The sequence below is a fragment of the Oscillospiraceae bacterium MB24-C1 genome (assembly GCA_030913685.1).
In the GTDB taxonomy this organism is placed as follows: Bacteria; Bacillota; Clostridia; order Oscillospirales; family Ruminococcaceae; genus Yanshouia.
Map to the genome: position 1 here is coordinate 2,901,540 of CP133187.1, position 15,255 is coordinate 2,916,794.

The following is a 15,255-nucleotide window of genomic DNA, read 5'->3' on the forward strand; positions in this document are numbered from 1 at the left end:
GTTTTCAACTGACAATACTTAAATTCATAAATTGGCATACATAAGCTAAAGCTGTTTGACCATCGAGTGCAAACCGGGGAAATAATCAGACATCTGTTTACCTGCGCAGAATTCTTCTTTCATTTTAGCCTCGTTTATATTGGCTTTTTCGGCTTTTACAAGCAGATCTTCCAGCCGATCTGGTGGGATGACTATCACGCCGTCAGCATCACCAAATATAATATCTCCCGGGGTTACCGCCGCCCCTCCGCATTGCACCGGCACATTATAGAGCCCATTTTGGCATAGAAGGTTTGTCGTTATTGGCGAAAAGCCTTTGCAAAAAACCGGGAACTCCAGTTCTTCAATACCAATGCTGTCCGTCGCCATACCATCGATAACGATGCCGGCAATGCCGTTGAGCTGCGCTACCAGCGCGACTACATCGCCGCAACAGGCATGTACCGACTCCTCGCCTCTGTCTACCACAATAACGGACCCGGGCTTAGCGTGCTCTATAGCATAATAAAGCATTGCATTGTCGTTTCCACCCATCCAGACCGTCACGGCTGGCCCTGCTATCTTTGCCTTTTGAAAAACAGGTTTGATTGAAGGGCTCATATAGCCGTTCTGAATGTAATGACCAATTTGCGCGGGATCAACACACATCATTCTTTCATACAATTCCTTCGTAAATTCCATAGGAACCTCCTCCATTTTTTAGCATTATCAGATGATAATCTTATGCATCATCGAATCAAAAGCTCTGCGACGTATCCGATATAAGGCCTAAAAATAATCGGGGTACATTACAGCAATTTGAAAAAACAGTATCAGCCACCACAAGCAGCATTGTGTCAGATTTCTTCTGCGGCCTGCATGGGGAATCCCCATGCAGGCCGCAGAAAAAGAGCTAGATTATCTGTCAACGCAATCCTGGAACACCCAGCGTAATGCGTCAGGGAAACGTCGTTTCCATTCCGACAGACGGTGAACACCGCCGGGATAGATATTATATTGTATATGATCCTCCGGTACACCGTGAGAGAGAAAAGCATTGTGGATATTTGCTGCGCCATCGAGAAACTCCTGTTTCTCGGTCATACGACCCTGTTCCTCGGTACCCACATCAAGATAAAAGTACTTTATGTGGCTGTAATCAGCTTCATCCAGGACTGTTTCAAGATGATCCATCCAGATACAGGCGGCAGGACTCATAGCAATGGCCCTGCTGAAAAATTCGGGATATTTCAACAGTGCGTATAGACTATTGAGCGCCCCAGTGCTACTGCCGCAAATGGCAGTGTGTGCCGCGTCGGACAGGGTACGGTAACTGCGGTCTATCATTGGCTTTAACGTGCCAGTCAACCATGCAAGATAAGAGATACCCTCGCCTTCTATCCGGCTTTCAAACGTCTTTCCGGCAGGAACGTCAAAATCCTTGGTAAAAGGAGAATACTGCGCGGTGCGCTCAGCAGAGTTATTCGGGCAAGCAATGGCGACAATAATGACCTGTGGTAATGAAAAACTATATCGACGATAGTACCGGGCATACTCCAGACTGTCCTTTTCAGGAAAATCTTCCTTGTCAAACACATATTGCCCGTCATTCATATACAACACCGGATATCTTTGCTGTGTGGTTTCGTATCCGTCCGGTAACATGACTCGGACGGTCACATCCCGTTCAAGCGGTCCGATAACGGTGTTGATTTTTTCTATTTGCATGTTATAAGTATCCTTTCGTGGCTTTTACAATAGTATCCGCACCAGAATCCCCTGAAGAATCAGGACCATCGCGCCGCCCAAACGAGAAGAGATCTGCGCAAAGGGCATCAAATTCATACGTTCGGAAGCTGAAAGAATAGCGACATCGCCCGCGCCGCCCACGTTAGACATGCACAATCCCGCCGTGATGGCTGATTCTATAAAGAAAAACTTGACTAGCATTCCAACAAGCCCTGCGCCAATTACTGCGCCGATGACAACAAACAGGCAAACGGCGAAGAAGCCAGGCGTAAGAATAGAAATCAGTTCGCCAATGTTAACCATGGTTAGGCCAACGCCTGCCATCATGGTGATGGTGAATACAGAGGAAAGAAATTTGTACCACTGAATAGCGGCATATTCCAGCTTTTGAGGAATTACGCCGGAAATTTTAGCGATAGCGGTGATACCGATAACGAAAGCATAATAGTGTACCGAGGGAACAAAGCTGCCGGCGACCTTGCCCAGAATGAACAACGAACAGGCAACCAGAAGACCAATACCCAAATCTTGCAAGGAGAACTTATAATCATATGCGGCCTCTGTGTCTTTAAGATCGTAACCTTTCATCAAAACGCCTTCGCCCGAAAGAGCAGTAAACTTTTTGCCCACAGCGTTGATAATGGCAGCTAAAAACAGCGAAGTGATACCGCCGACCGTAACCGAAGGATAGATGCGCGAAAACACGATGTCCTTGTCCAAGACCATGGCCTCAGAATAAATTTCAGACAGGGGAATGGCACCGCCACCTGTACCGCCGCCCATGATGGGGCCTGCGATATAAAGCAGCGTATCTTTCCAACCAATGCCGACAATTTCGCCGGCAATGGCGCCAAAAGCATATGCAAAAAAGATGCCGCCGACAAGCGGTACAAAGTAACGTAGCCCTGCCGAAATCAGCAATTTACGATTCATACCCAAAATGCTGCCGCAGATGAGGCCGCAAATGTAAAAGGTAATAAAGTTGGTACTGCCGCCGATAAAACCGCTTGCAGTATCCAGAAGATTCTGAGGCCATACGCCTAAAAATTTAAGGATGCCGAGGCCTAATGCCACCATGAACATACCACCGACGGATTTTCTAATAAACGGGATATTTACGCCGAGGAAATACATAATGTGTCCAAGGACCATGCAGACGGCAAAACCGCCAATCATATCCTTTGGCAGCAGACCCATCCAGGCCGAACTAAGTACAATGATTGCACAGATGCCAAACCATAGCGGCGGCATACCCATAACATGATCCATAAACAGCTTGGATTGTTTGTTTTCTACAGTGATCATTTTCCTGTTCCTTTCTAACTGCATAGCATATTGTTTAAGCCGATCTATTTATAATTGCCCACCTGATGCTTTTATTTTCGCCGCCAGTGTTAAATTCCCCCTTTCCTTTCAACGGCATTGAATGATAGAGCCTTATCACAATTCTTAAAAACATCTAGCGGATATGCGCTATTTTATTTTGACGTCTAAAATGGCATTAAAACCTGATTCCAGCGTGGCACAAAGCACTTTAGCAGCGTGCACGACATCTTGTGGGCAATAGCACTCCTGTGCAGTATGATAGCCTAAAACGGGGATGGCCAGCTCTCCGGCAGCTACCCCACCGCGGGAAAGCTGGACACAAACCTCGTTGGGCAGCACTGCCCCGGTCTCATTAACTTTATACTGACAAGTAATATCGGCTTTTTCAGCTCCTTGCCAAAGTGCATCTATGATTTCAGCATTCCAGACTGCGTATTCATTCTTATAAGCAATTGCAGGACCCATAGAGGGTCGCAAGGTTGCATCAATTGCTTGCGCTGCCGCAAGACGGATGTAGGCATAGGGTTCCAGATTGTAAACAGCGCTTCTGATACCGCGAAATCCCACCTCTGATTGCACAGAAAACACAAAGTAAAGGTCGTTTGGGCAGAAATCAAGCTGCTGCATAGTCAATATCGCTGTCATGGCACCGCAAACGCCCGATAAATGAGGCGCTTGCACCAGGCCGTCCTCCTGTGTCACAACGCGCTGCTTGAACACCGCTGGGGTACCTACATTGGGAAGCACCTGTTGGACGCAATCATTACAAACATCAGGGCAGAGGAACATATCATGGCAGCTCTGCTTTTCTGGGGCAGGTGTTTTTTCACTGGTGCGCAGTTGGATCTCAGCGCAAGTACCGCCTTCCAGTTGCACCTTCTCACCTGAAAGCAAATCGATATTGTGATTCCCTAACGGGACAAAAGAGATTTTACCACTGCCGTCCACGCCACTGACCACAAATCCAATAGTATCCATCTGAGCATCGATAACGATTTTAGGGCCGCTTCCTTTGCGGCGACAGATCAGATTCCCCAGTGTATCTATGCTGATTTCGTCTGCATAGGGCTGCAGCAACCGGACCAGCGTGGCACGCAGATTATCCTCGAAGCCCGAGGGTCCGACCCCTTGGAGTAATTCATTTTGTAAAGTTGTCAAATTATACATCACACACACCCGTTTCTTGTATAAACAGTTCTGATAGCCTGTAAACGTCAAGTATATCCGGCAGATAGCTTATCAGACCAGCGGTATGCATGTTACGCGTCGGAAAAGAAACACCCAGGGCTAACGCGCCGGAAGCCTCACAGTGAAGCACGCCTGCGTCTGTACCACCAATATCCATAGTACGGTATTGCCAGTTGATACCTAACTGTGTTGCTTTTTGTAATATTTCTTCACGGAAAGCGCGGTTATAAATGGTTGCACGATCCAATACCGAGACCGCCGCACCGCCACGCAGCCTGACACCCTGCATATGTTTTGGAATGCCTGTAAAATCTACGGCCGAGGTGCCCTCAATGACTAAACATGCACCCGGGTTCAGCCGACGGGTTAACGGCAGTGCTCCGCGCAGCCAGATTTCCTCACCTGAGGTGAAGGCAAACCACGTGTCATATTCCAGCTTGTTTTCCATTAGCTTCATCAAAATGGCACAACCCGCCCGGTCATCTAGCGCCTTAGCCTTGATACAACGATCGCCAAAGAGTTGTGGCGTGTAATCGAACACCACTGGATCTCCTACGGAGACTTTTGTTTCGGCTTGTTCTCTGCTGCAAGCGCCTATATCGAGGCTCAACTCATGCTCAAGGGGCGCTCTTCTGCGTTCTGCCGGTGTGGTAAGATGGTAAGCCTTAAGGGCGACAACCCCTTTAATTCTGTTTTTGCCAACACGCATGCGCATACCGACAGCGATACGGGGATCAACAGCACCAACGCTCACCAGTTTTAGCAGACCGGTGTCGGTGATTTTCTTCACCAAATAGCCCACTTCGTCGGTATGAGCACATACTACGACAGGACGTTTTCGGCGTTGTCTGCCTTTGACCAGTGCAATCAAATTGCCCATGGCGTCTGTTTCCACCGTTTCGGCAAGGTGAGCTATACGCTGGGCGATAAAGTGGCTAACATCCTGCTCGTGCCCCGCAACACCGTCTAATTCACAAAGCGATAAAATTAATTTTTCCATGTCACATCACCTCCAAAGCAGAGATTCTGTGGGGTCGCCTCAGTGATTAGGCAAGCCAACAGCCGAGAGATAGCCATAATATCTTGCAGGCTGACAATTTCCACCGGTGTGTGCATGTACTTTAATGGAAGATTGATACCCACTGTGGCGGTGCCGGTTCCGGCTACCTGCATTGTCCATGCGTTTATGTAGCTTTCTGCCGCAACGGCTGCCAACCGTGTTGGAATGTCGTTTTTCTGCGCAATCTGCCTGAGCAGCGCAGCTGCGGCGGGCAAACTGTTCGCACCGGTAAAAATCACCGGGCCGCCTTTTAGCGGAAAAACATCATCTTTAGGTAATGAATCTTCAGTTTCCGCATGGCAAACATCAACCGAGACGGCCAGGTCGGCCGGATAGCGGTAACTGCAAACGCTGGCACCGACAAAGCCAATTTCTTCTTTTGTCGTACCCGTTATAATAAGATTACAAGGAATGGGTGAATCTTTTATAAGTTCCAGCGCATACAGAATACTAACAAAGCAGGCGCGGTCATCCATAGCCTTTCCACATATCAAGCCATCAGCCATTTCAAAGGACTCATCAGCAAAAGTTATGTAATCACCAGGATGTACGATGTTCTTGACCTCATCGGCCTTACGACCCAGATCAACCAACATTTCAGAAGTGGGGGTAGCTGTAGTAGCGTCCATGTGAATAAGCAAATGTGGCGGTATAGTAGCAACAATGCCTTTTATCAGCCCGCGGCATCGGGTGCGAACTAATAGTGTTTGCCCTAGCATCACCCGTTGGTCAATACCTCCAATGGGAGTAAATCGCAAAAAACCTTCTGCAGTAATTTCGGTTACCATGGCACCAATTTGGTCGAGATGTGCATCCAATAAGAGCGTTGGTGCGTTGTACTCGTTTGAAAAGCGTTTAGCTACAAGATTGCCGAAACGATCTATAATCACCTCGTCGACCATCGGGGCGATTAGCCCAGCGGCTATGCGCGCGATATTCTGCTCACAACCCGATACACCAAACTGGTTTGACAGCTCAATGATTGTTTTTGTAACGTCCAAGCAGTTAACTCCTCTCAAATTATTTATATACTATAATTTTTTGATTAAAATCGAAAAATCAGAGAATTTAGTCGCGAAACGACCTAGATAAAGATTTTTTAAAGATAAAAAAACTATAAAACAGACATTTTTAGTTGCTTTATGGTCATTTTAACACCCCATTATTATTGTGTCAATATAATTTACCTTTATTTTTTTAGTATTAATAAAAATATTTGTGTATCAAAATTTTTTACATACAAACGCAAATGGCTCTAGCAACATTAATATGAACGTGCATTTTAGCCCCAAATGGTGTATACTGATATTTGTTAGTTTTAGTATGACAATAATTTGGAGGCTTTTATGCTTGGAAAACAGATAAGGAATCTTCGAAAGGAGCGCCAGCTTACCTTAAAAGAACTGGCCGATCTCACCGATTTGTCTGTCGGTTATCTGTCTCAATTGGAGCGGGATCAGGTTGAACCATCGTTATCTAGTATCAGAAAAATTGCTGCTTCACTAGATGTCCCTCCCTATATTTTTATGGACTTTGAAAAGAGCTCGGCACTGACTTTGCGCCGGGAAGAACAATTAGTTTTAAAAAAACCAATTTCAGCGATGGAATACACAGTGTTAACCCCACTGCCATCAAAGGACTATGTCCCCGGCTCACTGGTTCTGGGTTATACCCTGGATCCTGGAGAAGAAGATTTTGAATCACTCATTGTTCATAATAACGAGGAGATTGTATTGGTGTTGGAAGGAGAGCTAACTGTTCATTTAAGCAGTGAGACTATCGTGCTACGCGAAGGGGATACAACCGTACTGCAAAAAAATACGCCCCACCGCTTTTCAAATGATGGGGAAGTGAAAATGCGTGCAGTATCCATTATGACACCACCAATTTGGAGTTTGCAAAATTTATAATCGGTATGGACTTCGATCGTAAGATGGCCTGGCGCATAACAGAAAGAAATCGCAACAGAACATTACAGCAAACACATTGACCAGTTTTAGAAAACCATCCACATTAAGATCACCACATATCTGTTTAAGAATATGCGAGGCGGGCAGACAGCACAGCTTTGAGCTGAATAACCTTGCGATTCGCCTGCGGGTGAGGAATGTTAAAATGGAAACAGTTATTATTTGTTACGTATGAAAATATGCATAATATTTACTTTCCGACAAAAAGGCCGAAGAGTGAGGAGAATTCCCTCATTCTTTGGCCTTTTGATCATCTGCATATTAAGGTAAAGTTTGCTCTGCTGCTTTTCAATTTGATTGGGTAGTCTCAAGATTTATGTGTGCAATTAGTTTTCGCATCACCATTAGACAAGGATTTAGAGGACGCGGAGCAAATTGATAGGTGGTATTGCTGAACGATTCTGGGGGATATTTCGGTATCTCCCAACCCAGTACATAATGTCTGGCATAATAAACATAATGGGAAACTGGGATTATTCAGGATGATTTCAGAATGAAGTCAAATTCATTTTCAGCTATTCGCAATTCTTCTTGATGTGCCCAACTCTTTTCTCTGGTAGGGAAAAACAAATTTATTGACATCCCCCTCCTTTAAGTTTATCCAAAAACTATTTACTGTCCTTTTGCAAGGATACTCTGGACGACTTTGGGTATGTAGTAGCAAAAAAGGCAGGGCATAGATTTCTGAAATCCATTGCCCTGCATCGCCCTCGGCAAAAGGGCATAGTAAATAATGCTTATTATGCAATACTCAACACATCCGGGTTTACTTTTTTAAAGCTTTTATATAGAACCTAACAGGTCATTCAAGCTAATTATCTTAGCGCCTTTGCTTTCGTAATAATGCAGCATTTCGCCAATTTTCTTTTTATCATAACTGGTAATGCAATCTGATAATACATTAACTCTATAATTTGCTTTACGTAAGTTGTAACAGGTTGATTTAACACAAGCGACAGCATCTGCTCCTGCTATGTAGAAATCACATATTTCGTTTTTATGAATAAAGTCTGCGAACTCCTCACTGCTTAATGCATTTCCTCTATATTTTGTGAAAACATTTTTTGACACTATTTTCAAATCCGAAGCTAATTCAGACCCAAGTGTATTGGGTTTAAAAGTCCTCGTGCCGTCTGATAAATTTTCATGCCTTATGTAAACAACATGAATGTCTTTTTTTGCTGCCCAATCTATGGATTTGTTTATATTATCAATTATTTCCTTGTAATTCTTTGTTATATCGTTTTGAATATCTATTATTATTAAAGCTTTTTTCTGCATAGGTTTCCTCCTGATGGATTGATAGGAAAAGCTTTTTTCGTAAATATCATCTTTCGATGACGAGAGTAAAACCGCCTGTCAATTGCAATGCGGCTCCCTCAAAGGGGATTCATAATCGGCGAAGCGTTCCAATAGAACCAGTTTCTTCATTATGCGTTCACACCCCACTCCCTGCATTGCTCGATGCGCTTTCCATCATCACCCTGTTCTTTGTCATAGGCGAATTGGTTGAGCAAATCGCAGGGAAAGTCACTGCATTTACCGCAATGCTCCAGGCCTTTACCTTCGCAGCAACTTTTTACAGGGCAGGAATCGCCCCAAAACGGTTTGTCAATATGTACACAGCTCCCGCAATTCATCTTGTCCCTGTATTCGCACGCTCTACACAAAATGCCACACCTTGATTCAACCATTGTTATGCCCTCGATTTTCTTTTTTATGTTATTTTAGCACGGCAAACACGACAACAGGGCGTCTTGTTTATTTGTACCTTGATAAAATATTTTCAGCGGCGGTTTTCAGATTTTCCACGATATATTCCGGCTCTAACACTTTCACCTTGCCGCCAAAGCCGAGCAGCCAGACGAGAATATAATCGCGTTTCGTAAACTTGATTTCAAAACGCAATCCCTCGGCTGTTTCTTCGTAGCAATGGAGTCCGTAGGTTTCAATAAGCCGATACTTTTCTGATGTATCAAACAGCGCGACCAGTTTATTTTCTTTATCTTCCTCAAACCACGCTTTAAAGTCACGCTTCTCCGTCGGGATTTCGCGTGGTACAAACCTCTCGTCACATAAACGCAGATTCCACAGGCGTTGGAGTTTGAACAGCCGAAAATCTGATCGCTCCAAACAAAACCCGAAAACATACCACGCCGTCCATTGAAAAATAACGAAGTATGGTTCAATATGGCGATGGGATTCGCCTTTTTCGTAGAAATAGTCAAACTCAATGATCTGACCGTAAAGCACAGCGCGTTTTATCAGTTCGATTTTATCGGTAAGTTGCCCTCTGTCATGTGAAGCGAGGTCGATAATGACAGGCTCGCGCATTGAAACAATCGCGTCAGTATTGGCGCGGAGTTTATCTAAGACGCGCTCGATATTCGACTGCTCCGACACGCTGCCAATCCCTTTCAACGCGGCGATAATACCGGACAATTCATCTGCCGTTAAGACGCTCTTGTCCAGCTTGAACCCTTCGGCGATCGAAATACCGCCGCCGCTTCCTTGATGGGCGACTACGGGGATTCCCGCCCTGCACATTGCGTCAATATCGCGCCCGATTGTACGGCGGCTGACCTCGAACTTTTCAGCCAACTCAGGCGCGGTCACGCGGTCTTTTTGAAGAAGTATGGTAAGTATACCAAGTAGTCGGTCGAGTTTCATCTTTCATCACCAATATCAGTATAACACAAAAACACGACAACAGCGTGTCGTGTTTGAAAGTATAAATGCTCACCTGCATCTTCTGATTTCTCTTGCGGGGACACCTCCGACAACCGTATACGCAGGAACATCCTTTGTCGCGACTGTCTGTGTTTCAATAATCGCGCCATCGCCAATATGAAAAGTTATTTGCAAATAGCTAATAGGCGTGTAATTTGAAGTATACGTATGGGAACAAGCATTTTGATACCGGGAAAACAAAAAAATGCGTCTTGAAATTCGGTTTATTCAAGACGCATTTGCTGTATATTTTTCTCAATAGCTCAAGCCCGCTGGACATAGCGCTACATAGAATATAATAATAAAACCGTTTTGATTCCATCAAACTAGGATCTGAGCTTATACGTAATTTGCGTTATGCTAAAACCTAACAATCTAAAAGATATGAAATGGGTGGCAATACAGGATTTGAACTACCACCCTATCGCATTATACATAAGGCGAAACAATTAGATTATCATGGTTTATTTAATTGAATGTCTATTTAATGCAATTCGGCACTTAACAAAATCGCGTAATACCCTACAAGGGCCCCTATATAGCGCGTGTCTAAAAGTGTCATTTTTTCGAAGCCTCACCAAACTCTCCAGTTTCCACCAATGCCTCGTCATGTACAACGGTGCTAACAACCTTCGTAATCACATGATCCTGCCGCACTGCTTGGACGGTTGATTGAACTGCCTTTTCAACCTCGTATTCCTGCTTAAGCCCGGCATTGAGCGTGTATACCGTAATAAGAAGAACGACCGCAAACGGAAGGCCTGTAATGACTGAACCGGTTTGCAGAGCAGTCAGGCCGCCGCCTATCAATAGAGTCGCCGCAACAACACCTTCCAGCACAGCCCAAAAGATTCGTTGGGGGACAGGAGAATTCAATTTGCCACCCGATGTGAGATGATCAACTACCAATGAACCGGAATCGGACGAAGTAACGAAAAAAACGGTTACCAAAATCACACCTACGACCGATAAAATATCGTGCAAAGGCAAAGCATCAAGCATTGCAAACATGGCAAGGGACTCATCGATATTGACAGCGGACAGAATATCGGCTGCACCGCTCATTTCTTGAAAAATGGCCGTCCCACCAAAAACCGACATCCAAATAAAGGATAGTAGCGACGGAATGAGCATAACACCTAGAATGAATTCACGCACTGTTCGCCCCTTGGATATTCTGGCGATGAACATGCCCACAAAAGGAGACCACGAAATCCACCAAGCCCAGTAGAAAATTGTCCATCCACCCTGCCAATTGGTTTCGCGAAAGGTCTCTGTCCACGAGCTCATTTCGATGAAGTTTGCAATATAATACCCGATATTTTGGGTAAAACCACTCAAAATATAAACAGTCGGCCCCGCAATCATGATAAAGATCAGGAATACCCCGGCCAATACCATATTCAACTCGCTGAGTCGCTTAACGCCCCCGTCAAGCCCTAAAACAACCGAGGTGGTCGCAAGTGCGGTAATCACAAAAATTAAACCAATTTGTATCGGCACAGTAATTGAAAGACCAAACAGGTGGTTTAATCCAGCATTGACCTGTGAAACCCCCAGGCCTAAAGAAGTTGCAAGGCCCGTCAGTGTCGCAAGGACAGAAAGAACATCAATGATATTCCCACATACGCCGTAAATTTTATTCCCAAGAAGCGGGTAAAACACCGAGCGCATAGTTAGAGGGAGCCCACGGTTAAATGCAAAAAATGCCAATGCCAAGCCGACCAATGCATAAATGGCCCATGGGTGAATTCCCCAATGAAAAAATGTGCTGGCCATCGCTGACTGCGCGGCCTCGGGTGAATTTGGATTCATGACGCCAAACATTGGAGATGGATTATATAAATGCGAAATTGGCTCAGCTACACTCCAGAACATCAGCCCGATGCCCATACCGGCACTAAGCAGCATGGCGTACCACGCAAATTTACCAAACTCCGGATCTGCTTCAGCGCCGCCAATTTTAAGATTGCCATAGCGGCCAAACGCAAAACACAGACCTGCAACGACAAAAATATTGCTTGCCAAAATGAGAAACCACCCAGCATTTTTTGTGATGCCACTCATAATCGAATCGAAAAAAACCTCAGCTCGTGTAGGGAAGGATAGTGTCAACCCGATAAATACGAAGAGAATGACCGCTGAAATCAGTGTAACTTGAGGGTGGATATCAAACCCGTACCCCTTCCAATTATTCGCACCCGGTTCCTGCTGATCTGACTCGTCAAACCATGATACCGTCGGGCTAATTTGCAACCCCTTAAACGGTTTTCGGTTCTTAATCGCGTGCTGGCGCGCCTCTTTTTCCACCTTATTCAGCTTTTGCTCAAGCTGCTTCTTCTCAATAATTTTGCGCTTTCTTTCATTTTCTTCACAATTTTTCTGTTCTACTTTTTTACTGTTATTCTCCATCAAAGGCCCCCCTGTATTAATTAAACCGAAGAGGATGTTATATATAATATATCCATCAATCCTGGGCTTATAAAAGCGACTAATTAATTATTCTATCATATTTGGGGGATATTCTTCAAGTTTTCACTGGCTCAATTCTAGCGAACCAACGCTGTCCCTGATATACAATCTTGCGTCTTGCCGTAGGCTGCAGATGTTGTGAGCATTTCTAAGGGCAGCTCTGCAAATATTTTTATCAGCTTATCATATCGCGATAAAGTTTCTATTGACGAATTTTTCGGACCCAAACCAGTGTTCAAATAAAACGCTATTAAATAGATTAATAATCCGAAATATTTTTATTATATACTTCTCTGCTGTAAAAAGCGTGTTGAATTTCAAAATTCAACACGCTTTCGCTTTTGCCGCTTTAGCACAAAAGAAAAGCAATCCCCGAGATACTGAGGGATCGTTCTGATACTGCTGAAGCGCGCTTATTGGCCTCCTCAACCAGCTTTTAAATGCTGATATGGGTTGGTATGTAGGGCAAATTACTGATAGTTTTGTTAAAATGCCGCCCGTATTGCTCATAGCCTTGTTCGGCAAGGACATACAGGGGGCAACATTTGCCCTGCCGTCAGAAGTGGGGGTGAGGGGACAGTGGCAATCGTTTTTACATCGCTTTAATTTCAGCCATAGTCATGCTTTCGTTCTCGGAAATCTGCACTACCGTGTGTTCTTGACCCATTTATAGAACGTTGATGAGGATATTCCATATTCCTGCAAAATTTAACTGCTGGATTTTCCTGGCTGGCCAGTTCCGTATTTTGAGGCGATTCAATAAAACTGGTGATAGGCAAAATGCCCTCTGATGTAGGGAAATAAAACTACACCAAGGGAGATTTTGATTTCTTTAAAAAGATTCAATCCTGCTACAGGAAACCCAAAGGATGTATAGTCTCGGCTTGCGGCTCCATTTGTGACAGCTGACTTAAAAAATAGGATTCTCTCCTTGATTTAGACCTAGGGTGGTAATGGCATGATGCAGATGGATAGACATCGCCTGCTTTGCGCCGATGGCATCCCTTTTCTCTAAGAATTCCATCAGAAGGGCATGATCCCGAAGGGTATTCTCGGCAAGGGTCTGGGTCGAGTAGCCTAACAAAATCGATTCCTCTACGGTTCGATTGATGATAGGCACCAACCGCTGCATAAATTCATTGTGAGAGGCTTCCACAATGGCGTTGTGGAAGTGCTGGTCTATTATTGTTCGGTCCTTTCCTTGACGGATAAAATCCTCGACCTTTTTCCCTGTCTTAAGTATATGTTTTAGCTCCTCGTCGCTGGCGCGTCTGCAGGCTATTGCGGACATATCAGGCTCAAAGATAAGACGAGCTTCGTAGAGATCTTTCAATCGTATCCGGATGTACTCGATAGACCCCAGACCATAATTGCTGAAGGCCGCCATATCCGTTGAGACAAAGGTGCCTTTGCCTCGATACACCTCAAGTACACCTTGTGACGCCAAAATGCGGATGGCTTCTCGTAGTGTGTTTCGGCTCACACCTAATTTTTCAGACAGGATATTTTCCCCGGGAAGTTGATCTCCAGGTTTGTATTCGCCCACCTTGGTAATAAGGTCATAAATATTTTCGGATGCCTGTTTTGAAAGGGTTTTCTTTATCATCGAGGGAATCTCCTTTTCGCCTGTGGTGCTGAGCATAGCACAACTTTTATATATCATAAAACCTTTTTTAAAAAAAATCAAGCTTGGTCTTGTTCAATTTATATACAGGTAAAAACGCAGATTGTTGTAATTTGTTCCAAATTTTTCAATTATATGTTAAATAATATTGACTTTGTAAAATGCGAGTTGTAGTATGATGTAGAACAAGTATATATGATGTTGGTCAAGTTAAGAAAGGGGATGAATCAATATATCAGAAAGAACCTTAGGTTGGTTTGATTTTAAGCGACTTACCGTAGTCGTCGGTCATTTTGGAAGTGGTAAAACAGAGTTTTCTATCAATTTAGCAGTCGAACTAGCAAAGCGAAACTGTACTACCGCAATTGCAGACCTAGATATTGTAGACCCATATTTTCGTTCCCGCGAGTGCGTCGAACTGTTTAGTACCCATGGTATAGAGCTTATCAGCAGCTCAAAGGCCTGCGTAGATGCCGATGTGCCATCCATGCCACCTGAGATTAACATGCTATTTGACAGCAATGATGTGTTTGGTGTACTTGATATCGGTGGAGATGCATCGGGAGCCAGAGTGTTGGCGCGTTATCGGCAAAGGCTCGTATCTTGCGGTGCACATGTTTTATGTGTAATAAATGCGAACCGTCCGGCTACCGACACTCCAGAAAAGGCAATTGCATACATACGCGATATCGAGTATTCATCGGGTTTACAGATTAGTGGGCTGGTCAACAACACCCATCTGTGCAAGCAAACCGAATTTTGCGATATTATTTTAGGAGCTAAATTAATTACGGAAATTTCCGTTTTTACAAATATACCTATTTTGTGCCATGTGGTACCTGAAGAGTTGGCTGAACAGGCTATCAAAAGTGTTCATCCGGTTTTTCCCATTAAGTTGTATATGAAAAAACCATGGGAGTAACCCATAGAAAAGGAGCTATGATATGGCAATTGAACTCACCTTTCATCAAGACCTCTGCAAAGGCTGCGCGCTCTGTGTATCAGTGTGTCCCAAGCACATACTGACGCTGGACAACATCATTACCAATGCGAAGGGCTATCACCCCGTTGCATGCATCGATGAATCGCAGTGTATTGGATGCGCAAGCTGTGCAAGAATTTGTCCGGATTCCATAATAACAATCAAAAAAGGCTAA

At 44.5% G+C, this 15,255-nt stretch carries 14 protein-coding genes and 1 pseudogene; 3 read left to right on the forward strand and 12 right to left on the reverse strand.

Features of this window, described 5'->3' with window-relative positions:
• Window positions 1–45: 45 nt before the first annotated feature.
• From RBH76_13890 to RBH76_13915, 6 genes are all read right to left on the reverse strand, one after another.
• Window positions 46–681: an RraA family protein gene (locus RBH76_13890; protein WMJ83804.1), complete on the reverse strand. Its 636-nt coding sequence runs from the start codon at window positions 679–681 to the stop codon at window positions 46–48.
• A 216-nt stretch (window positions 682–897) separates the two neighbouring features.
• Window positions 898–1,707 carry an alpha/beta hydrolase-fold protein gene (locus RBH76_13895; GenBank protein WMJ83805.1) on the reverse strand — a complete coding sequence of 270 codons (810 nt, stop codon included), beginning with the start codon at window positions 1,705–1,707 and terminating at the stop codon, window positions 898–900.
• 24 nt (window positions 1,708–1,731) lie between these two features.
• Window positions 1,732–3,033 (reverse strand): 2-hydroxycarboxylate transporter family protein, encoded by a 1,302-nt coding sequence (locus RBH76_13900; protein WMJ83806.1) that lies wholly within the window; start codon window positions 3,031–3,033, stop codon window positions 1,732–1,734.
• A gap of 168 nt (window positions 3,034–3,201) precedes the next feature.
• Window positions 3,202–4,221 (reverse strand): hypothetical protein, encoded by a 1,020-nt coding sequence (locus RBH76_13905; protein ID WMJ83807.1) that lies wholly within the window; start codon window positions 4,219–4,221, stop codon window positions 3,202–3,204.
• A complete protein-coding gene (locus RBH76_13910; protein WMJ83808.1) occupies window positions 4,214–5,242 on the reverse strand; it encodes a M42 family peptidase in 1,029 nt (342 codons plus the stop codon). Before RBH76_13910 ends, RBH76_13905 begins: the two co-directional genes overlap by 8 nt.
• A complete protein-coding gene (locus RBH76_13915) occupies window positions 5,230–6,303 on the reverse strand; it encodes a M42 family peptidase (GenBank protein WMJ83809.1) in 1,074 nt (357 codons plus the stop codon). Before RBH76_13915 ends, RBH76_13910 begins: the two co-directional genes overlap by 13 nt.
• Before the next feature lie 345 nt (window positions 6,304–6,648).
• Here RBH76_13915 and RBH76_13920 point away from each other — a divergent pair, with 345 nt between their 5' ends.
• A complete protein-coding gene (locus RBH76_13920) occupies window positions 6,649–7,212 on the forward strand; it encodes a cupin domain-containing protein (protein WMJ83810.1) in 564 nt (187 codons plus the stop codon).
• 843 nt (window positions 7,213–8,055) lie between these two features.
• On the opposite strand, the gene RBH76_13925 is transcribed toward RBH76_13920, so the two are convergent.
• The 6 genes and pseudogenes from RBH76_13925 to RBH76_13950 all read right to left on the reverse strand — a co-directional run bounded on the left by RBH76_13925 (window position 8,056) and on the right by RBH76_13950 (window position 14,080).
• A complete protein-coding gene (locus RBH76_13925) occupies window positions 8,056–8,553 on the reverse strand; it encodes an isochorismatase family cysteine hydrolase (protein WMJ83811.1) in 498 nt (165 codons plus the stop codon).
• A gap of 149 nt (window positions 8,554–8,702) precedes the next feature.
• Window positions 8,703–8,966 (reverse strand): DUF3795 domain-containing protein, encoded by a 264-nt coding sequence (locus RBH76_13930; protein WMJ83812.1) that lies wholly within the window; start codon window positions 8,964–8,966, stop codon window positions 8,703–8,705.
• Between the two features lie 67 nt (window positions 8,967–9,033).
• Entirely contained in the window at window positions 9,034–9,942 is a 909-nt protein-coding gene (locus tag RBH76_13935; protein ID WMJ83813.1) for a YafY family protein, read from the reverse strand.
• 78 nt (window positions 9,943–10,020) lie between these two features.
• Window positions 10,021–10,122, reverse strand: a pseudogene (locus tag RBH76_13940) (acetyltransferase).
• A 438-nt stretch (window positions 10,123–10,560) separates the two neighbouring features.
• The gene (locus tag RBH76_13945; GenBank protein ID WMJ83814.1) at window positions 10,561–12,414 is read right to left on the reverse strand and encodes a BCCT family transporter; all 1,854 of its coding nucleotides are present in this window, start codon (window positions 12,412–12,414) and stop codon (window positions 10,561–10,563) included.
• A 970-nt stretch (window positions 12,415–13,384) separates the two neighbouring features.
• Window positions 13,385–14,080 carry a FadR/GntR family transcriptional regulator gene (locus RBH76_13950; GenBank protein ID WMJ83815.1) on the reverse strand — a complete coding sequence of 232 codons (696 nt, stop codon included), beginning with the start codon at window positions 14,078–14,080 and terminating at the stop codon, window positions 13,385–13,387.
• Window positions 14,081–14,585: 505 nt separating this feature from the next.
• Here RBH76_13950 and RBH76_13955 point away from each other — a divergent pair.
• Window positions 14,586–15,020 (forward strand): hypothetical protein, encoded by a 435-nt coding sequence (locus RBH76_13955; protein WMJ83816.1) that lies wholly within the window; start codon window positions 14,586–14,588, stop codon window positions 15,018–15,020.
• Between the two features lie 22 nt (window positions 15,021–15,042).
• The gene (locus RBH76_13960; GenBank protein WMJ83817.1) at window positions 15,043–15,255 is read left to right on the forward strand and encodes a 4Fe-4S binding protein; all 213 of its coding nucleotides are present in this window, start codon (window positions 15,043–15,045) and stop codon (window positions 15,253–15,255) included.